This is a genomic window from Halalkalibaculum roseum, assembly GCF_011059145.1.
Classification (GTDB): domain Bacteria; phylum Bacteroidota; class Rhodothermia; order Balneolales; family Balneolaceae; genus Halalkalibaculum; species Halalkalibaculum roseum.
In genome coordinates this window covers 530,432-550,405 of the sequence record NZ_JAALLT010000002.1, presented here as the reverse complement: position 1 = coordinate 550,405, position 19,974 = coordinate 530,432, and the positions used below count along the sequence as shown (strand labels likewise).

Sequence of the window (19,974 nt, the reverse complement as noted above, 5' to 3'; positions counted from 1 at the left end):
TCATATCCAATTGCATTTCATTTTTTTATATTTGATCCATGATTTTAGTAGCACTCATACTGACTGTTATATTTACCCTTTCCTGCTGGGTAGGCTTTCGCCGCATCTTTCGACTCGATCAGTTAAACCAGCGTCGCGTAATCAATAGTTTTCTGGTCATCATGGGTATCCTAACCCTCATGACGATTGCCAACTGGCTGGGATTTTTTACCCAGCAAATCGCTGCTCATATAACGATGGGCTTCTATATCATCGCCGGAGGATTTTTCTTCGGGTATGGCAGTAAGCTTATCACCCTTCGCAGAAATTCAGGCAATATCGAATATATGTATCGTTCGTTCTGGACCGATATCGCACCAAACCTTATTGCCGTTTTACTTGTTGCTTTTGGGTTGTACCGAACAGGCATCATTACCCTCGGACCTTTTACCGGAATTGGCATTACCTCGGGTATATCATTGGTAGCCTTCGGTTACTGGGGCTGGACCATTCCTGTGGTACCTGAGTTCCGAGACAAGGGACTATTATTCCTAGACCAATATATTGCCTGGGGTCAACTGGTAGCCTACCAGTGGGTAGCCGAAGAGACTCTTGAAGTGGATTATATGACTGAGGATGAAAGCCTAACCTCCTTCAGAACTTATATACCTTCCGAAGATAAAAGCATCGTAGAGCGAGTTCTCAATCGCAAACACCAGGATTTCCGGGATGAGAAAGAAGGAGAACTTACGAAGTCTGATACAACGTAGCATTCCCATAGCAAATTAAACCAAACAATACCTATGCCCTCTTTTGATATCGTTAATAAGGTAGATGCCCAGGAAGTTGATAATGCCGTGAATAATACACGTAAAGAAGTGGAAAACCGCTATGATTTCAGGGGGCTCCACACGGAAATCACTTTTAACAGGAAGGAGAACAACATACAGTTAGTGGCAGCAGAAGAAATGAAGTTGAATGCCATCAAAGAGATGCTGAGCAGGAATTTTGTTAAAAGAAAAATCAGTCCTAAAGTTCTTGATTTCCAAAAACCTGAAGGAACCTCGCAGGGACATCTTAAAATGACTGTTAAGCTTCAGGAAGGTATCAGCAAGGAGAAGGCCAAGGAGATAGTAAAAGAAATCAAAAACCTGAAGCTAAAAGTACAGCCTGCAATACAGGACAACCAGGTCAGGGTTACCGCCAAGAAAATTGATGACCTTCAGCAAGTTATCAAACACCTGAAAAGCAAAGAGTTCGGTATACCATTACAGTTTGTGAATATGAAGTAGTGATAGTTATTGATTTACTGATTTATTGAGTTTTTGAATTCCTAATTTTTAATTCCTAATTCTAAAGTAAAGGATTAAAAATTTTGTATCTGATAATTGTTGATTTGTTCTAAAAAGCTGCTTTAGCTCTTCAAACGCTTGTGTTCTACCATCAGGCATTTCTCTTCTACGTAAGACAAGCCGGCATTCGCTGCTTTTTCTTTGGCCTCTTCTGATGAAACACCGAGCTGAGTCCATACTACCGGCTTCTGCCCGGCCTTATTGCTCCATTCGATGATTTCGTCAACCATTTCGGCTGTATGAGCAGGGTCCCGGAATATATCCACGATATCTACGGTGGTTTCTCCGGGAAGATCTTTTATAGATGCATAGGTATTCTCGCCCAGGACTTCATCATATTCGGGATGGATGGGAATAATGTTAAATCCTTGCTCCTGCAGGTATGATGCTATATGATAGCTTGTTCGGTACTTATTGTTTGAGCACCCGATGATTGCTACCGTTTCAGCGTCTTTCAGTATATCCTTAATGTCCGGCTCCATATGTTTGTGTTTTAAAGGCTTTGATGCGTTATTGTTTTCAGGTGATAAACGTCTTCTTTCTGTACCCTTTATAATCAAAGTTTTAACTGTATCATTTCTACATGTTTTTGGCGATCAAAACATTTTTAGAAGAACATAAGAAATATGTTCCTGTCATTTTTTTTATGGGAGGTTTTATCTGGGACAGCCTTACGCTAGGGCGCATTGACGGTTGGTACAGCAACACTGTGCTTTTTGTTTACCTGGTCTCTCTAACCCTATTACTCTATGTTTTCAATCTCGCCAAAGACGGATACTGGGAAGACACATTTCTGGAGCCATACCTGGAATATGCTCCCTATGCCATCCAATTTTTTCTCGGCGGACTCAGCAGCGCCTATGTTATATTCTTTTTTCAGAGTGTCTCATTCACAAAAACTCTGGTATTCTTTGCCATATTGCTGCTCCTGCTTTTGGGAAATGAGTTTCTAAAGCACCGCATCTCCAATAAATACTTACAATTCGGAGCCTATTTCTTTGTCACCTTTACCTTTTTCATATTCTTTCTTCCCATCTTATTCGGTGCTATGAATACTTTCCTGTTCATTCTCTCAGGACTGGCAGGTTTATCTGTAACGGTATACCTACTGAAACTGATTTACCATAAAAGTCCCTCGACCAGGAAAGATGTGAATAAGAAAAAACTTTTCTCCCTGATTTTTGGTATCTATTTATTCATGAATGGGTGCTACTATTTCAACCTTATTCCTCCAGTCCCTTTGTCCCTTCAAAGAGGTCTGGTAGCATACGACGTTTCAAAGTCCGGGAATACGTTTGAGGTCACTTACGAACAGTCGCGCTTCCCAAAATTCTGGAAAAGTTTCCATCCAACCTTTTATTACTCCGATTCCGACTCCGTATTTATCTACACTTCCATATTTGCACCCACCGATTTATCCCAGACTGTTCAACATCGCTGGAAGTGGTATGACCCTGAAAAGGATCAATGGAATATTACAGATACTATCAACTATGAGGTCACAGGAGGGAGAGAGGGCGGTTACCGCGGGTATACGTTCAAAAGAAATATATGGCCGGGATCGTGGGTAGTGGACGTGACAACAGCCAACGGACTTGTTCTCGGTGCCATTGAATTCAATATTGTGCCTGATTCCACAAAAAATGCTTCTCGCTTGAGTACTCGCATTTTCCGGTAGCATTCGCACTCAAAATTGTGCTAAATAAACCTTATATTGCGGCGCATTTAAGGAAAACACTAAAGAAAAGAACATATTTTGTCTAAAGTTAAAGAAGGCGATACCGTAAAAGTACATTACACAGGAAAACTTAACGATGGTTCGGTTTTCGATACCTCTCGTGAACGAGAAGAACCGCTTGAATTCACACTGGGAAAAGGTCAACTTATTCCAGGGTTTGAAAAAGCGGTAGAAGGAATGGAAATTGGTGATTCAACCACTGTAGAAATTCCTACCGATGAAGCATATGGCGAACGCCGTGATGATCTGGAACTTGAAGTTTCAATAGACGAGCTGCCCGATAACATTGAACCTGAAGTTGGTATGCAGCTTCAGATGCAGCAGCAAGAGAATGGCAAAGCCATTCCGGTACAAATCACGGAAGTAACCGACGAAAAGGTCAAGCTGGATGCCAATCATCCACTTGCGGGTAAAGATTTAACCTTCGATATCGAACTGGTAGAAAAAAGTTAATAGCTTTACCACAGTTTAGTGAAAAGGGACGCAATGCGCGTCCCTTTTTTATTTGTACTTATTATAATTTTATAGATACAATGGCCGATTTCCAGGAAGCAAGCAACATCTCCATTACCTGTCCGAAACGAATTACCCCCTTTCTAAAAGAAGAACTGAAAGAGCAGCAGTTTCCTATCAAAAAAGTGCGAAAAGCAGGAGTAGAAACAGAAGGTTCGCTTCAGGACTGTATGAAGCTTGTTCTGACACTAAGAACCGCGCATCGTGTTCACTATCTGCTGGATGAGTTCACGGCTTCCGACTCCGACGAAATGTACAAGCAGGTACAACAGATACCCTGGGAAGAATACATAGAACCGCATGGCTATGTCAGTGTTACCTCCTTTATTGACAATCCTACCATATCCAATACGCAATATGCCAACCTAACGTGTAAGGATGCCATTGTAGACAGGATACGAACCACAACAGGCACTCGACCAGACTCCGGGCCCGACCTGCAGCATACCGTAGTCTTTCTTTACTGGCGAAACAGCAAGTGTCGTGTTTTCCTGGATGCCTCAGGGGAATCGCTTTCCCGACGAGGCTACCGTACCGAATCACATACGGCACCGCTGCAGGAGTCCCTCGCAGCAGCGATCGTCAAAGATACCCGATGGAAACCGGGAGCTCATTTTGTTAATCCCATGTGTGGAAGCGGTACTATTGCCATTGAGGCCACGCTTATGGCCCTGAATCGACCTGCCGGGTCACTGAGACCCAATTTTGGAATCAAACATATCAAAGGATTCGACCAGGAATACTGGGATCAGCTGCGAGGAGAGCTGAAGTTGGCTTCTACCAAGGATACCGAAGGTAAAATTGTTGCCACCGACAGGGATCCACGAGCGATCAAGGCTGCAAGAAAAAATGCCAAGACGGCAGGTGTAGACCACTTGATTGACTTTGAAGTCTGCGATTTCAATGATACGCCCCTTCCAAAAGGCAATGGTGTGGTAGTCTTAAATCCACCTTATGGCGAGAGACTTGGGGAAAGAGAACAGCTTAAGGAGCTGTATTCTGATATCGGGGATTTTTTCAAGCAAAAGTGCACTGACTACACAGGATATGTGTTTACTGGGAATATGGAGCTGGCGAAACATATCGGACTGCGGACTAATCGTCGGACGGAGTTTTATAATTCGACCATTGATTGTAGGTTACTGGAGTTTGAATTATATGAGGGGAGTCGAGAATAAAAGCTTAGTAATGTAGTAATAGCTCGCTGTTTTGTTTCACAGAGTGGCACAGAGAAGAACAGAGTTTCACGAAGGGTTAACTAATATAATTGAAAGAAACTATTTTTTCTTACCAGGGTAAGGCCGTCGCGGATGGTTAGCATGACTTGCTCAACCTGTTCCTCATTGCGAATCATCCCATTCAGTTCGTCTATGGCCTTGGCTTTTTCGTCATCAGGGTGTAAAACCGAGCCGCTCCACAGAACATTGTCTATGGCCATTAAACCGTTCACTTCGAGCATAGGCAACAGTTTCTTAAAATACGCAGGGTAGTTCACTTTATCGGCATCCAGGAAGATAAAATCGAAGCTGCCATTCAGCTGCTCGATGGTATCCAGCGCTTTTCCCATCCTGAGAGTAATTTTATGACTGTGTTCGCTTTTTTGGAAAAAAGATCTGGCCAGCTTCTCGTAACGCTCATTGTATTCACAGGTAATCAACTCTCCGTCTGCGGGCAGGGCTTCAGCCATGCTCAGTGCCGAATACCCGGAAAAAGTACCGATTTCCAGCACTCTTTTTGCCCCGCTGATTTTAATCAGTATCGCAAGCAATCTTCCCACTACCCTGCCGCTGATCATGTCAACATATTCCAGGTTCTCATTAGAAACCTCAACCAATTCCTGTACCAGTTCTGATTCAGGAGTTGTGGCCTCGGTGGCATACTCTTCAATTTCGGATTTTATGAAATTCATTATCAATTTTCGTATTCATATTGGCAACTTACAGCTAGCCTAAAGATATTCAGTCATCACAATCACTACAAACAGTAGCACTCTTGGATTTTATACCTGCTCAGGAATCATCGCTATTTATCAAGGTCTTTCGAATATATGTGCGATTGCTCTTTAAACGGAGATTCAAGAATGTCTGGATCAAACAGGAGTATGTTCCGGGAGATCAAAGTCGTACTATTTATTACCTGAATCATCACTCTTGGTGGGATGGTATTATACCTCTGCTGCTCAACGAGTATCTGCTTAAGCAAAAGGCACGTGCTCTGATGGAAGACAAACAGATGCGTCAGTATTCCTTTTTCAAAAGAATAGGTGCGTTTTCTATCGATAGGAACGACCCCCGTAAAACAGTGACCTCCCTTCGCTATGCCGTTCAGTCTATGAAAAGAGACAAATCAAGTCTATTTATCTACCCTGAGGGAAAGATCACCCCTACCGGAAGTTCGATGGATTTCGAGGGTGGCTTGGCCTGGCTGCATTCAAAATTACCGGAAGTCGATATAGTTCCTGTCGGCATTTACATGCATACTATCCGAAATGATAAACCGGAGCTGCATGTACAGATCGGAAAACCGGTAAGGCTTCACAAAGAATTTAAAAACAAAGAAATGACAAGAGTTTACGAGGATGAGTTAAATCAAATTTTAGGTCAACTAAGGTCTACGGCAGGATTTACTGATGAGCCTTTCCGAAAATTCCTTTGAGTTAACTTATCCGGTACTAAGTCTATTTTCGTATTAAGTCAAATCCGACATAACCTGCCTTTTTTAAAATAGATCACCAGGTCCAGCGATAGAGCCTCCCTGACTTTTGCACCCAGTGCGGCTTCTCCTTCTTGTATCGAATTCTCATGTCAACGAGGGGCCAAAGAAATCTCCAATAAATGCGTGAGGGATAGATATACTCTGAGAACCCGGTGCTTCTCTCGACACTCTCCCCCAAAGATAAAAAAGCTTCACTCATGAATCGGCGGTAAAAAGGTCCGTTATCCAGTGAATAGCTTTGTTGTATCACTGCCCAGGTAGACCCGTTTCCGAGCACCAGTTTTCGGGCAACATGCAGTCCAAATATCGAGAGTCCCTTATCTCTCAGTTCAATATCTTCGAACCTCTTCAATATCTCTCCTTTCTCATTTCCTATCAGCCAGCCCCGATACTGTTGCAAATTCTGCCTGTTCATCACGTAATATACCAATGTAGCCGACTTAAAATGATACCTCCCCCAGTACCAATCCCTGAATTCATCCTTCATGGGTTCGTATCCGGTGTTGTGATCGTGATACCCCACTCCATCGAACATGGCGGAATGCGTAACTTCCTCATTACGGTATACTCTTAAGGAACCTTCTACATCTGCCAAGGGCATGACCAGATTCCAGGTGTGACCTCCCCCGCTATTTTCTTTTTCTTCCTGAAAATCGCCGGATAACTTCAGACTGCTGCTGAAAGTAAGATCCGCATTCAATTTATCTCCCGATGGCAGTTCTTCATCAAGTGATAGTGAGTATTTCAAATCAGAGCCGGTAGATTCAGCTTCAAAAGTATTGTACCCTACTGATGCCTTAGCTTTGTCAGAATCAAATATAGCTTCATTCTCAGGATACTCAGTAAAACTGTAGTAAACAGGTTCCTGATTTTTGTACAATGAGATACTTATAGCCGGAAATTGGGAAGGCCTGGCATCTTCGCTTCTGCTATTATCTTCCAGTTCCCTGATATACCTGTTTGAGAAAGGGTTGCCCTGATAGAAAATAACAACCAAAGCATAACCGGTGGATTTATCTATGGCATCAAAATACCACCATTCATATCCCCCCGCTGGTTTCGAGGGAGTTGCACAATCTTTATCTGGATTTGAGATTATCTGCATAGGTGAGCTAATAAAATACTTGAACAGTTCAGCTACAAATCAATTTTTGTTTTTTTGAGTCCGTCCGAAACCCTTTTATAATTTGCACGGTTCACCCTACTTTATCTTGATGATCTATTTACTCTACATAGCGGTTATATACCTTGCAATAACTTCGATGATATTCTTTCTGAATCGCAGGGATTTTGGTCCGCTGCTGCCGGCTCAAAGTAAAAGCTTTGACAAGGAGTCGCCTAAAGTGAGCATCCTTATCCCCGCAAGAAACGAGGAGAACGTCATTCAGAAATGCCTGGAATCTGCACTGATACAGAGCTACCCCAATTTTGAAGTGATTGTACTGGATGATGAATCCACTGACAATACCCCCCTAATTCTAAAGGAACTTGTAGACTCAAAACCTCACACTCTGAAAGTGATCAAGGGCAGGCCGAAACCTAAAAACTGGCTCGGTAAACCATGGGCATGCCAGCAGCTTTCTGAAGAGGCAGAAGGTAATATACTGATATTTATTGATGCCGATACCTGGCTTGAGGAGGATATGGTATCAAAGATTGTGCGGTCGATGGGTCGCGATGTGGTTGATTTCCTGACTGTTTGGCCCAAGCAAAAACTGGGCACTTTCTGGGAAAAAACCGTAATTCCACTTGTCTACTATGCCCTTTTAAGTCTCCTACCCGCCCGATATGTACACAAGGTACCGGCTTGGGTGCCGGACATATTAAAACCCAATGTGCGTCCACTTTTCGCAGCTGCATGCGGTCAATGCATGGCGTTCAAGAGATCGGCCTACAAAAGCATCGGTGGTCATGCTGCAGTAAAGGATGAGGTCGTGGAAGATGTTGCCTTAGCGAAAAGAATCAAAGAAAAAGGTCTGAAGATGAAAATGTATCACGGTGAAGCTTCCATCAGCTGCCGCATGTATACCTCCGGGAAAGAGCTGGAAAGTGGATTTTCTAAAAACTTTCTTGCCGGATTCGACTACAACATAGCTCTTTTCCTATTTATGGCACTCCTTCATATCGTAGTTTTTGTACTGCCTTTTGTTGCCCTGCCGATAGGAATAATTACAAACAATATAATACTTGTCCTGCTTTCCGGAATATGCATTGCCGTCATCCTTCTTCACAGGTTTTTATTAGCCCGCTGGTTCGATTGGAAACCCATCTATGCTTTCCTGCATCCATTGGCCGTGCTTTGGTTTCAAAGACTGGGAATAAAGCTGGTTATCAATCATTTTTCCGGAAAAAAAAGCTCCTGGAAAGGACGCACGATAAATTAGTGTAATTTCATTTCCGGTTTTATTTTTTCTGCAGAAGTATCCATATTAGAGCTAATGAAATCAGCTATTGACAAATATCTCAAATACCTCAGGATAGAGCGAAATGCTTCCAAACATACCATAACGTCTTACAAGAATGATTTAAATCAATTTCTGGAATTTCTTTCACAGCATTTCGGTTTAGAAAGTTCAGAAACCGACATCAATAGCATTGAACGATTGACTATTCGATTGTGGCTTGGAGAGCTAACAGAGCAGGATTATGCAAAGAGTTCCATTGCCCGAAAGGTTGCTGCTCTGAGATCATTTTTTAAATACGCATTCAAACGCGGTTTAATCGAAAGAAATCCGGCCCATTTGCTTATTGTACCTAAAAAAAATAAATCTCTACCGGTAACGGCGACGCCTGAAGATCTGGACCGAATGATGGAACAGGCAGAAGGCGACAACCCGCGAAGCGCTCAGGATCGTGCCATACTTGAGCTGTTTTATAGTACAGGTATTCGTCTGAGCGAAATGGTTGGGCTAAATACCGGGGATGTTAACATTGAGCTCAAGCAGATTAAGGTTCTGGGTAAAGGATCCAAACAGCGAATAGTACCGGTCGGCAAGAGCGCCCTTGAAGCATTAATGAATCATCTTCGCAGCCGAACCGAACTTTTTGGAGACAGATCCGATGCCGATGCCCGGAAAGCACTCTTTCTTGCTTCAGGAGGACAACGTATCTATGATCGTGCGGTGCAGCGGCTAGTCAAGGATTACCTGATGAAAACCAGTGAGGTTACTCAGAAAAGTCCGCACGTGCTGCGTCACAGCTTTGCCACGCACCTGCTGGATAAAGGAGCTGACATCCGAGTAATTAAGGAATTGCTCGGACATGCCAACCTGGCTGCTACGCAAGTTTATACACATACTAGCGTTGAACGATTGAAGAATGTTTACGAACTAGCACACCCTAGAGCTAATCAATAAAATAAGAGGAAACTTATGAAGACTACATTCACGGCAAGACACTTTGATGCAAGTAAAGAACTTCACACCTATGCTGTTGATGCAGTACAAAAGCTGGACCAGTTCTATGATCGTATCGTTACCTGTGATATCATACTTCAACCGGTCCCCGATGATGAGAATCCCCAACAAGCCGAACTGAATGTGAAAGTACCCCAGAAGCTTATCAATGCTAAAGAAAAAGCTTCAAGTTATGAGAAAGCTATTAATGACGTGGTTGATAACGTCAGCCGGCAGCTCAAAAAATATAAGGATAAAAATTTAGCCAACTACTAATACCCTCTCTATGCCCTTTGGTAATCACGAGCCGATACCCAAGAAAAAAGAGATCAGCGTAAGCTATCTTGTTGAAAAGGTGCAGGAACAAGTTCACATTGAGCTGGAGGCTTGTGTTGCCGAAGATTGCTGTGACGATCGCAGCGTAACCGAGGCGGACCTGCACCGCCCCGGATTGGCATTGGCCGGTTATATTGAATTGTTTACCCATCAGAGAATACAGGTCATAGGCAATACCGAAAGCAGGTACTTGGAGTACCTTTCCAGGGAGAAACAAAAAGAGGCTTTTGCTAATATCGTCCAATTCAATTTGCCGGTCATATTTCTCACCGACAGCAACAAACTACCCGTTTATCTGCTGGATATGGCGAAAAAGGAAGGTATTCCTGTTTTTCGCACACCTGTGGAGACCACTCAATTCATGGCCCTCATTCGTGATTTTCTGGAAGACCAGTTTGCCCTGCAAACGATGGTTCACGGTTCCATGGTTGATGTCTACGGAATCGGCATTTTGATTGCCGGTAAGTCAGGTATCGGTAAAAGCGAAGTGGCACTTGACCTAGTAGAACGCGGTCACCGCCTTGTGGCCGACGATGTGGTGATGCTGACGAAAAAGCACAACGTACTCATGACCTCAGCCTCCGAAATGAATAAACACTTTATGGAGATTCGCGGTTTGGGCATCATTGACATCATGTCGATGTTTGGTATTCGTGCCATTCGCTACCAGAAGCGCCTGGAAATCGTGCTCGAACTTTCCCTTTGGGATGAGTCAGAGGATATTGAAAGAACCGGGTTAAATCGTGATAAGACATCCGTCCTAGGTGTTGATATTCCCCTGATCAACCTGCCAATTACACCGGGAAAAAATATCACCGTAATCGCCGAAGTTATAGCAATGAACTATTTGCTGCGCCATTACGGTTATGATGCCGCAGAAGCCTTCCAGGAAAAGGTGAAAAAATCCATTGCCACCAAGAAAGGTGAAGGCAATATTCCGACTCGTGCGGTCGAGTATTTTGAAGGAGATATAGAATAAATTGTACGTGACTTAAACTTTATAATAGATAATTTTATGAGTATTTTAGGTCGCATTTGTAACATTTATACAACTACGCTCTCTTGTAACTAAAAACAGATGGCTTTGAAAAATTATTTTTACTACGACGGGGACAACTGTGAATTCGTTCCAATAGAGTACAATACTCTGGAGCGAATAATCTATACAGCCTGTGTATGGATACTTTGCGGTGTAGTATTAACTGGTGTAGGTATTTCCATTCTCTCATTTTCAGTAGGTACACCGGCAGAAATAGCTTTAAAAGCTGAAAATCAGGCCCTCATCGATCAGCTTCAGCAAACAAAAGTTTCCATTAAAAATCTTGATTCCGAAGTAAAGCAGCTTGCCCGTGCCGATAATGAAATGTATCGATCCGTGTTAGGCATGGAACCCATCCCCTATGATGAACGGAAAGCTGGTACCGGTGGTGCCGATGTTTATTCCGATATGGATGTTTACAGCAAGGAGACTGCTGAAATACTGAAATGGACCGAAGAAAATCTGGAGAGCCTGGAACGCAGCATCAATATTCAGAAGCTGAGTTTCAATGAGATTAAGAGTTACTACAACGACAATCAGAGCAAAATGAAGCACGTTCCCGCCATCAAGCCCACTAAGGGAATCATTCTGAGCGGTTACGGAATGCGGCTTCATCCTATGCTGGGATATCGTCGCATGCATGAGGGACTTGATTTCCGTGCCAACGTCGGGGATGAGATTTACGCAACCGGTGACGGGGTTATTAAACTGGCTCGCAGAAAAGGAACATACGGACAGCTGGTTATTATCGATCACGGATTCGGCTATGAATCCAGGTATGCTCACCTATCCGCCTTCGGGAAAGGCATCAAACCCGGCAGTAAGGTTAAACGCGGCGATGTAATTGGTTACTCAGGCAGCAGCGGACTTGCAGAAGGCCCTCACCTACACTATGAAGTTTACAAAGACAATAAAGCTATCGATCCCATCAATTACCTGTTTGCGGATACTTCTCCTCAGGAATTTGTGATGTACAAAGAAATTGCAGAAACAAGCACCAAATCACTGGATTAATATTTTAGCTGATTTTAATATTTTACACGAAAGGCCTGTTTCATCAGGCCTTTTTTATTTTGTACAATTTTTCTTAGACATTTTAATCAATTTTTATTTTTCTTCAACTGAACATTCCAATCAATTATAAGAAAGCATGAAATCTATAAGACTTATTTGCTTTACCCTCCTCTTCCTGTTTAGCGCTACCGGTTTCAACAGTACAGTCTATGCCCAAGAACATGTTGACATAGAGGCTTATCGTGATGATGCAGAAAAGATTATTAACGCTGCGATGAAGGATAATCAAAAGTTTGAATATCTCACACAGTTCGCTGATCGATTCGGACATCGCTTCAGCGGGTCCGAGAGCCTTGAGAATTCAATCGACTGGATTGTTAATGAAATGAAGAAAGACGGTTTTGACCGGGTATTCACTCAGGATGTGAAGGTGCCATACTGGGTTCGCGGCGAAGAGTCAGCAACACTTATGAGTCCCCGCAAAAAAAATCTACCCATGCTCGGATTGGGCGGAAGCGTAGCCACTCCTGAAGAAGGCATTGAAGCCGAGGTACTGGTCGTGAGCAGTTTCGAGGATTTAAAAGAGAAAGCCGATCAGGCGGAAGGGAAAATTGTACTCTATGATGTTCCTTTCACGACCTATGGCCAAACCGTTCAATACCGGCTTCGCGGAGCCGTTGAAGCTGCAAAAGTCGGTGCTGTGGCCAGTCTTATCAGATCAGTCGGACCGTATTCCATGCAAACTCCCCATACCGGTACATCCCGTTATGAAGATGGGGTCAAAAAGATCCCACATGCGGCGATAACCCTTGAAGACGCCGCGATGATCCATCGTATGAGCGACCGGGGTGAAACCATTCGAATACTTTTGGAAATGGACGCCAAAACCCTTCCCAATGCTACATCACGCAATATTATTGCCGAAATGAAAGGATCAGAAAATCCCGAAGAAATTGTTGTCTTTGGAGGGCATATTGATTCGTGGGATGTCGGACAAGGCGTTATGGATGATGCCGGCGGATGCTTCGCCGCCTGGGAAGCCCTCCGAATTATGAAAGAACTTGGCCTTAGGCCGAAACGAACGATTAGGGTTGTGATGTGGACCAATGAAGAAAATGGCCTGCGAGGTGGAAATGCTTACCGCGATATGGTTATGGGAAACGGTTCCCTGGAAAATCATATTCTTGCCATGGAGTCAGACGGAGGGGTATTTGAGCCCAAAGGCTTTGGATTCAGCGGTTCGGATGAAGCTTTTGCCATGATTAAAGAAATCGGAAAGCTTCTTGAGCCCATCGGATCGAATAACATCACCCGTGGCGGCGGTGGTGCCGATATTGGTCCTATTATGAGAGAAGGCGTGCCGGGTATGGGACTCGTAGTCGACGGGTCGCGCTATTTCTGGTACCATCACACGGCTGCTGATACTATAGACAAGCTGAGTGCCGAAGAGTACAACAAGTGCATAGCCACCATGGCGGTTATGGCTTATGTGGCTGCAGATGCGGAGAAGACGCTTCCGAGATAAATGCTGGATGCTGGATGCTGGATGCTGGATGCTGGATGCTGGATGCTGGAACAGCATGGTTTTTATTTTTAATAATTCAAACCGAAATCTGCATCTACGTTTCACGTCTCACATTGAAATTTGAAGTTTTTGGCTCTAAGGGAGTTTTACTCCCGTTGTAGGCTTACTATTGTCAGGATTGAAAACACCTCTGAATTCAATTTAAAAGTGATGGACGTGGAGCGTCCGGTTCAACATTGACCGCAGAGCGATCGATGAGATAAGTGATGAGATGAATTAAAAAATCAAATAGCCTTTGTCGTCCACCCTGTAGCGGCGCAGGCAGCTCTCGCTCCGCTCTGAACCGTGCCAGTTCCCCTGACTCATATTAACTGATATCTGATAACTTGAAACACTGCTAACTGTCCTTCTCCCTTCTCCCTTCTTAACTTTCACGTTCCTTCAAAAACTTCTGCTTCAGCTGTTCAGAAGCTCTGATAGACTTTTCCAGCCAGTCGAGTCTCAAGTCGGTCTTTTCTTTTTCGTTAAGTTGCCAGTAATCAGGATCCTCGTTTTGACGCATCCTTTTGGTGAGCTCATATAGGCAAAGTGCAGCACTTACCGATACATTATAACTTTCACTAAAACCGTAAATAGGTATTTTAACAAAGCCGTCGGCATTCTGTTTTGCCCGTTCTGATAATCCCGGCAGTTCTGCTCCAAAAACGAGAGCCGTTTTGGAATCTACCGGAAGTTGATCGATCGTGACGTCTTCTTCATGTGGCGTGGTTGCTATAATACGGTAGCCCTGATTCCGAAGGTCTTCAAAACAGTTCAGCGTATTATCTCTCCCCTCTGCACGATATTTATGCAAACTTAGCCACCGGTCAGAACCGATGGTCACTCCTTTGCTGAGGCTAAAATCATGGTCATTTTCAATGATATAGACATCCTGTATGCCAAAACAGTCACAGCTTCTCAATACGGCACTTGCGTTATGTGATTGATAAATATCCTCCAGAACCACCGTAATATGCCGGGTACGCTCACTAAGGACTCCATTGAGGGTATCCCATCTTTCCTCGGTGACAAAATCCCTCAAATAATCTATCAGCTCTTCTTTAAGCGTCATTTCCATGAGTCAGGCTGTTTTATTTCTGATTTATTTATCGTTATATAGTATAATATATGTTCGTATGTATCATTTCACTAAAAAGGGGGGCTTATGCTGATACGAAATATCCTAAATGAAAAGGGAACCAAAGTCTTTGATATCGAACCGGAAGATACCGTATACGATGCTATAAAGAAAATGGCGGATAAAGACATAGGTGCCCTGCTGGTTATGGAAGGTGAAAAACTAAAAGGCATTATTACAGAGCGGGATTATCGCAATAAGGTAATTCTAAAAGGTCGCCGATCAAAAACGACTGCTGTCAGAGAAATCATGACCTCCGACCTGTATACCGTACAGCCAACAGATACTGTAGATACCTGTATGGCCCTCATGACGGATCGAAAATTCCGTCACCTGCCGGTTGTAGAAAATGGGAAGGTCGTTGGCGTTATCTCCATCGGTGATTTAGTAAAAGCCGTGATAACCAAGCAAAAGGTAGAGATTCACAACCTAAGAGATTATATCTCCGGCGGTTCCTATCCCGGATAAGAATCAAACTATATTAGATCAGTCTTCGCAGCGCAGAACGAATCCTTTCTTTCGTACGGTCTCAATATAATCGTTTTCCGTATGATCGCGGATTTTCTTGCGCAGGTAGCTGATATATACGTTGATATAGTTTGTTTGGGTATCAAAGTGGATGTCCCATACCTTTTCGGCAATCTCTTCCTGGCTGATGATGCGGTTCTTATTTTTGAGTAGATATACCAGCAAGTTGAATTCGTTGTTGGTAAGATCTACCTCAGTACCATCGACATAGAATTCACGCTCCAGCAGCTTGACCTGCAGCTCTCCGCAATTCAGAACCTGTTCACCGGAAGCATCCGTGCTTCTGCGGGTTATTGCCTCTACCCTGGCCATAAGCTCTTCAGGATTGAATGGCTTAGTGAGATAGTCATCAGCCCCGACCTTCAAACACTTGACTTTGACATCGGTTTCCTGTTCGGCTGAAAGAATTAGCACCGGTGTGGTAATGTCCTGATCCCGTATGTTCTTACAGATGTCATAGCCGTTTCCATCCGGCAAACCGAGATCCAGAATAATTATATCATACTCATTATTGAATGCAAGTTCCTGTCCCTCAGCAGCATTGTCGGCCTGGGCCACCGAATTTCCATTCTTCTCCAACACCGCCCGTACAAGTACCCGTACTGATTGATCGTCTTCTATGACTAATACATCCATTGCCTGCTATGGTTAAGTTATACTGTATCTTGATTAACACACTTTTACTAAAATCAATAGATTATAAACATATCACTATTAACATGCCAAAGTAAAAGAAACTATTCATAATTAAATATCCGATCCTTCTTTATACCCTAAAGATTTCATCCATTCTTTCGTCTCTGTAATATAAGCATTGTTCAATTTATGGCCTTCATCCAGCTCTTTAAAGGTGACTTTTGCACCCATATTTTTCAACTCTTCAGCAGAATTTTGCTGGGGTTCGCTTTTCACGCTTTCGTCTTTGGAACCGTGAAGAGCCAGAACATTCATATGGTCGTAATTACCTGCTTTCTGTTCAAATACCTCCGTTTTAATTCTTCCCCCGATGACTACCAGATCATTGACATGCTTCCAACGTGACAAGGCAAAATATCCGGCGAGATATCCGCCCATGGAATAACCTACCATAGCCAGCCGGTTTACATCAATGTGATTTAGGATATTGTCAATGACCTCCTGAACAAACTCGGAAGCCAGTTCCAGTGATTTGATAAACTGTTGCTGATCTCCGTCATACAAATACCAGGCCCGTCCCCATTCCGGTACTTTTCTTTTATGTTCTCGATCATATATGGGATAGGGTGCCTGAATAAAGAGATGATAGGCCCGGAGATCAGTCAGGGCTTCCACCTTTTGCCTGAAATATTTGATGTTTTGATTGAAGCCATGCAGGTAAACTATCAGCGGTTTCTTCCCTTTTTCACCCGTCTCGATCAGCTTATAGGGTACCTCAATCTTAAATGAACTTTTACCGGTAGACAAAACTTCTGACATTCAAACAGAGATCTATGATTTAAATAGTTGTTGGCACTGTAGGACCTTGTAAACAGAATATAGAAAATTTTTGATTGCTCCCTAACAGGAAATGCCGGAAGCTGGAAGTTAGAGATTGGATGCTGGATGCTGGATGCTGGATGCTGGATGCTGGATGCTGGATGCTGGATGCTGGAACAAGCTGATGATTTTGCTTTACAGTTCCCAAATTCTTTCAAAAGTACATTTTGAATCCATGCACTACTTACATTCTTGAATTTATTCTGGATGCCATCTTCTGCCTTTTCATTTATTACTCCTTACTCCTTACAAAAAATCATATTGGGATTTACGCCTCTTCACTATTACTTTTGGGATGACTTTTAAAATTTGATACAAGCAAACATACCTACTCTTATGGCAGAGCTCAGAACCGACTGGACTAAAGAAGAAATTTCCGACCTGTACCACTCCCCTTTGATGGATCTTATCTACCGGGCTGCAACCGTGCACCGCGAACATCATGATACCGGCGAAGTTCAGGTCTGTACTTTGCTATCTATAAAAACCGGCGGATGTCCCGAAGACTGTGCCTACTGTCCTCAATCAGCCCGCTACAACACCGATGTTGAGCCAGGAAAAATGCTTGACTCCGAGGAGATCCTGGGTGCGGCACAAAAAGCCAAGGAAGCCGGCAGCACACGATTTTGCATGGGAGCTGCCTGGCGAAATGCACGCAAGACGAAAGATTTTGACAAGGTATTGGATATGGTGCGTGAGATAACCGACATGGATATGGAAGTCTGCTGCACCTTGGGTATGCTGACCGACGAACAGGCTGCCAAATTGAAAGAAGCCGGCTTGTACGCCTACAATCACAATCTCGATACCAGCGAAGATTTCTATAATCGCATCATTTCAACCAGAAGCTATGAAGACCGGCTGGAAACTTTGGAGACGGTCCGCAATAATAACATAAGTGTTTGCTGTGGTGGCATTGTCGGTATGGGCGAAACGGACGAAGATCGCATTGAACTGATTCACAACCTATCTACCATGCCACAACATCCCGAATCGGTGCCCATCAATGCACTGATTGCTGTGGAAGGCACCCCTATGGAAAACCAGCCCAAAGTTCCCTGGTATGATATGGCACGTATGATTGCCACAGCCCGTATCACCATGCCCGATTCCATGGTTCGCCTGTCAGCCGGACGTGTAAACATGAGTATGGAAGAGCAGGCACATTGCTTTATGGCGGGTGCCAACTCTATCTTTACCGGAGAGAAGCTGCTGACAACCGAAAACAATGAGCTTGAAGAAGACAAGCGCATGTTTGAGATTCTGGGACTTACTCCTCGAGAGGCTTTCAAAAATGCCAAGAAGGAACATGTGCCCGAGAAAGTTGAAGCTGCTGAGTAGGCAGTGGTCAGTTGTCAGTGAACAGTGGGTCAGAAGGCAGAAGGCAGAAGGCAAATTTATCAATAGTATTTAAGAAAAAGTATTTGAGAAAATTCAGTCTGCCTATTTTAAGATTTGTATCTGTGAATCTCTTTGATGTTAACTTGTTTACACTTTGGTTATTCAGTACTCTTCTTACAGCATAAACAGGTTGCATTTGTAACTTTATTTTATTGAGATACTCAAAAGCCATTCAACAAGAGCTGTATATCTATTTGTAATTAACCGGTATAAGTAGATGCAAAAAGTCTGCATTATTGGAGCTTCAGGAAAGCTGGGACAGTATATGGTTCAGCATTCACTGGATCGCGGATATGATATCGTGGGCGTCTGCAGGAAGCAGAGCGTTTCCAAGCTGGATCGATTCAAAGATCGAATTTCGATTGTGCCGGGTATGACCAATGATAGAGAGGTGATACAAAAAGCAGTGCAAGGTTGTGATGGCGTTCTCACTGTTCTGGTGCCCTGGGGAGTCAATGACTATGCTTCCGGCACGGCCCGGGCTGTGCTGGACTTTGCCGATCCCCATGCCCGACTTATCTTTTCCTGCGGATGGCATATCAGTAGAGATGGCAAAGACGTCTACTCATGGAAGCTAAAATTCCTGGTTCCTATCGGTGCATGGATAGCCAAAAAACTTGGATATTCCGATATTGATGACCAGGTAAAAGCGACCGATTTAATTTTCAATAGTGACAAGCTATGGACCGTGGTTCGAGCCAGTGACCTGGAAGAAGGTCCAAGCCAAGGATTACCGGTCTGGAGCGAGCATGTAGGTGATCCCCTCCTGGAAAGCAACCTGACAAGGAGAATTGATTTTGCCTTGTTCATGGTAGAAGCACTTGAAAACGATGCACTCATACAGAAAGCTCCTGCCATCGTAGGATGCCAAAGTCCCTCCGCCCTTGCGCATAAATCAGTGGTATAGTTTAGACTGACTAGCAATATTACCTGTTCAAGTCTCAAGAATTCTCACATAAAGAGCTAGGCATCATGGCTAAATCTCAAGAGCTATTTGCAACACCCTTATCTTCATATCTCTGATTAGTGCTCCACACCGCTAGTTAGATTGGCAAAAAAATATTTAATGAAGCTCTTGTAACTGATACTCAATTCATATACTTTGAAATAAAAAGTACTTTGTATGAAAAGAGAACGAGACTATATACAAGACATAGCTGAGATACGCTCGATGATGGAGCGGTCTTCCAAATTTCTCTCATTATCCGGGTGGGCAGGAATTATGGCCGGCATCTATGCCCTTGCCGGTGCCTATATAGCGAGCGTTGTTTACGATTTCAGTCCGGACCGCATCACTTATAGCGTAAGCCTGCCGGCGGGTTTATCCGAAATTATTCTGTTGGCTTTAGGGGTACTTATACTGGCCATTGGCACAGCTGTTTTCCTCTCCTATAGCAAAGCTCACAAAAGAGGTGAACAGGTATGGAACACCACGTCAAGGCGAATGATTATTCATATGTCGGTTCCACTGGCAGCAGGCGGAATATTTATGATAATACTACTTTCTAAAAGTCTCATCGGGCTCCTGGCCCCGACCTCTCTGGTCTTCTATGGGCTTGCACTGTATAATGCAGGCAATTTCACCTATCCTGAAATCAAGTACCTGGGCATCATCCAGATTGGTTTGGGATTGATAAGCTGTTATTTCATTGAATATAGCCTCATGCTTTGGGCACTGGGCTTTGGAGTTGTTCATATCGTGTATGGAATAGTCATGCATTTTAAGTACGAGCGCTAAAAAGGAACC

22 protein-coding genes are annotated in these 19,974 nt (G+C 43.6%); 16 read left to right on the top strand and 6 right to left on the bottom strand.

Annotated elements, in window-relative coordinates; translation table 11 throughout:
- Positions 1–38: 38 nt before the first annotated feature.
- Positions 39–749: a DUF5673 domain-containing protein gene (locus G3570_RS06555; protein WP_165140493.1), complete on the top strand. Its 711-nt coding sequence runs from the start codon at positions 39–41 to the stop codon at positions 747–749.
- Between the two features lie 33 nt (positions 750–782).
- Positions 783–1,271: a YajQ family cyclic di-GMP-binding protein gene (locus G3570_RS06550; RefSeq protein WP_165140491.1), complete on the top strand. Its 489-nt coding sequence runs from the start codon at positions 783–785 to the stop codon at positions 1,269–1,271.
- Between the two features lie 122 nt (positions 1,272–1,393).
- On the opposite strand, the gene G3570_RS06545 is transcribed toward G3570_RS06550, so the two are convergent.
- The gene (locus tag G3570_RS06545) at positions 1,394–1,813 is read right to left on the bottom strand and encodes a CoA-binding protein (RefSeq protein WP_165140489.1); all 420 of its coding nucleotides are present in this window, start codon (positions 1,811–1,813) and stop codon (positions 1,394–1,396) included.
- Positions 1,814–1,914: 101 nt separating this feature from the next.
- On the opposite strand from G3570_RS06545, the gene G3570_RS06540 reads away from it, so the two are divergent.
- From G3570_RS06540 to G3570_RS06530, 3 genes are all read left to right on the top strand, one after another.
- A complete protein-coding gene (locus G3570_RS06540) occupies positions 1,915–3,009 on the top strand; it encodes a DUF2914 domain-containing protein (RefSeq protein ID WP_165140487.1) in 1,095 nt (364 codons plus the stop codon).
- 78 nt (positions 3,010–3,087) lie between these two features.
- Complete coding sequence (locus G3570_RS06535; protein WP_165140485.1) at positions 3,088–3,522, top strand: FKBP-type peptidyl-prolyl cis-trans isomerase; 435 nt, start codon at positions 3,088–3,090, stop codon at positions 3,520–3,522.
- Between the two features lie 80 nt (positions 3,523–3,602).
- On the top strand, positions 3,603–4,760 hold the full coding sequence (locus tag G3570_RS06530; protein WP_165140483.1) for a THUMP domain-containing class I SAM-dependent RNA methyltransferase: 1,158 nt from the start codon (positions 3,603–3,605) through the stop codon (positions 4,758–4,760).
- Between the two features lie 80 nt (positions 4,761–4,840).
- Here the strand turns inward: G3570_RS06530 and G3570_RS06525 are convergent, their stop codons facing one another.
- Positions 4,841–5,491 (bottom strand): O-methyltransferase, encoded by a 651-nt coding sequence (locus tag G3570_RS06525; RefSeq protein WP_165140481.1) that lies wholly within the window; start codon positions 5,489–5,491, stop codon positions 4,841–4,843.
- An 83-nt stretch (positions 5,492–5,574) separates the two neighbouring features.
- On the opposite strand from G3570_RS06525, the gene G3570_RS06520 reads away from it, so the two are divergent.
- Complete coding sequence (locus tag G3570_RS06520; protein ID WP_165140479.1) at positions 5,575–6,237, top strand: lysophospholipid acyltransferase family protein; 663 nt, start codon at positions 5,575–5,577, stop codon at positions 6,235–6,237.
- A 73-nt stretch (positions 6,238–6,310) separates the two neighbouring features.
- On the opposite strand, the gene G3570_RS06515 is transcribed toward G3570_RS06520, so the two are convergent.
- The gene (locus G3570_RS06515; RefSeq protein WP_165140477.1) at positions 6,311–7,402 is read right to left on the bottom strand and encodes a hypothetical protein; all 1,092 of its coding nucleotides are present in this window, start codon (positions 7,400–7,402) and stop codon (positions 6,311–6,313) included.
- A gap of 109 nt (positions 7,403–7,511) precedes the next feature.
- On the opposite strand from G3570_RS06515, the gene G3570_RS06510 reads away from it, so the two are divergent.
- The 6 genes from G3570_RS06510 (at position 7,512) to G3570_RS06485 (ending at position 13,606) form a co-directional block, all read left to right on the top strand.
- Positions 7,512–8,681 carry a glycosyltransferase family 2 protein gene (locus G3570_RS06510; protein ID WP_249066876.1) on the top strand — a complete coding sequence of 390 codons (1,170 nt, stop codon included), beginning with the start codon at positions 7,512–7,514 and terminating at the stop codon, positions 8,679–8,681.
- A 54-nt stretch (positions 8,682–8,735) separates the two neighbouring features.
- Positions 8,736–9,653 carry a site-specific tyrosine recombinase/integron integrase gene (gene xerA, locus G3570_RS06505; protein WP_165140473.1) on the top strand — a complete coding sequence of 306 codons (918 nt, stop codon included), beginning with the start codon at positions 8,736–8,738 and terminating at the stop codon, positions 9,651–9,653.
- A gap of 15 nt (positions 9,654–9,668) precedes the next feature.
- Positions 9,669–9,968, top strand: a complete 300-nt coding sequence (gene hpf / locus G3570_RS06500; RefSeq protein ID WP_165140471.1) for a ribosome hibernation-promoting factor, HPF/YfiA family — start codon at positions 9,669–9,671, stop codon at positions 9,966–9,968.
- Between the two features lie 10 nt (positions 9,969–9,978).
- A complete protein-coding gene (gene hprK / locus G3570_RS06495; protein ID WP_165140469.1) occupies positions 9,979–11,007 on the top strand; it encodes an HPr(Ser) kinase/phosphatase in 1,029 nt (342 codons plus the stop codon).
- A 99-nt stretch (positions 11,008–11,106) separates the two neighbouring features.
- Positions 11,107–12,081, top strand: a complete 975-nt coding sequence (locus G3570_RS06490) for a M23 family metallopeptidase (RefSeq protein ID WP_165140467.1) — start codon at positions 11,107–11,109, stop codon at positions 12,079–12,081.
- 136 nt (positions 12,082–12,217) lie between these two features.
- Entirely contained in the window at positions 12,218–13,606 is a 1,389-nt protein-coding gene (locus tag G3570_RS06485; protein WP_165140465.1) for a M28 family metallopeptidase, read from the top strand.
- Positions 13,607–14,030: 424 nt separating this feature from the next.
- Here G3570_RS06485 and G3570_RS06480 read toward each other — a convergent pair whose 3' ends face one another.
- Positions 14,031–14,723, bottom strand: a complete 693-nt coding sequence (locus G3570_RS06480) for a TrmH family RNA methyltransferase (RefSeq protein WP_165140463.1) — start codon at positions 14,721–14,723, stop codon at positions 14,031–14,033.
- Between the two features lie 87 nt (positions 14,724–14,810).
- Between G3570_RS06480 and G3570_RS06475 the strand changes: the two genes are divergently transcribed.
- Positions 14,811–15,251 (top strand): CBS domain-containing protein, encoded by a 441-nt coding sequence (locus G3570_RS06475; RefSeq protein ID WP_165140461.1) that lies wholly within the window; start codon positions 14,811–14,813, stop codon positions 15,249–15,251.
- An 18-nt stretch (positions 15,252–15,269) separates the two neighbouring features.
- Here the strand turns inward: G3570_RS06475 and G3570_RS06470 are convergent, their stop codons facing one another.
- Positions 15,270–15,947, bottom strand: a complete 678-nt coding sequence (locus tag G3570_RS06470) for a response regulator transcription factor (RefSeq protein WP_165140459.1) — start codon at positions 15,945–15,947, stop codon at positions 15,270–15,272.
- 111 nt (positions 15,948–16,058) lie between these two features.
- Complete coding sequence (locus G3570_RS06465) at positions 16,059–16,766, bottom strand: alpha/beta hydrolase (protein WP_165140457.1); 708 nt, start codon at positions 16,764–16,766, stop codon at positions 16,059–16,061.
- 396 nt (positions 16,767–17,162) lie between these two features.
- Between G3570_RS06465 and bioB the strand changes: the two genes are divergently transcribed.
- The 3 genes from bioB to G3570_RS06450 all read left to right on the top strand — a co-directional run bounded on the left by bioB (position 17,163) and on the right by G3570_RS06450 (position 19,965).
- The gene (bioB, locus tag G3570_RS06460) at positions 17,163–18,167 is read left to right on the top strand and encodes a biotin synthase BioB (protein ID WP_165140455.1); all 1,005 of its coding nucleotides are present in this window, start codon (positions 17,163–17,165) and stop codon (positions 18,165–18,167) included.
- A gap of 277 nt (positions 18,168–18,444) precedes the next feature.
- Positions 18,445–19,134 carry an NAD(P)-dependent oxidoreductase gene (locus tag G3570_RS06455; RefSeq protein WP_165140453.1) on the top strand — a complete coding sequence of 230 codons (690 nt, stop codon included), beginning with the start codon at positions 18,445–18,447 and terminating at the stop codon, positions 19,132–19,134.
- Between the two features lie 216 nt (positions 19,135–19,350).
- A complete protein-coding gene (locus G3570_RS06450) occupies positions 19,351–19,965 on the top strand; it encodes a hypothetical protein (protein WP_165140451.1) in 615 nt (204 codons plus the stop codon).
- The last annotated feature ends 9 nt before the right edge of the window (positions 19,966–19,974 follow it).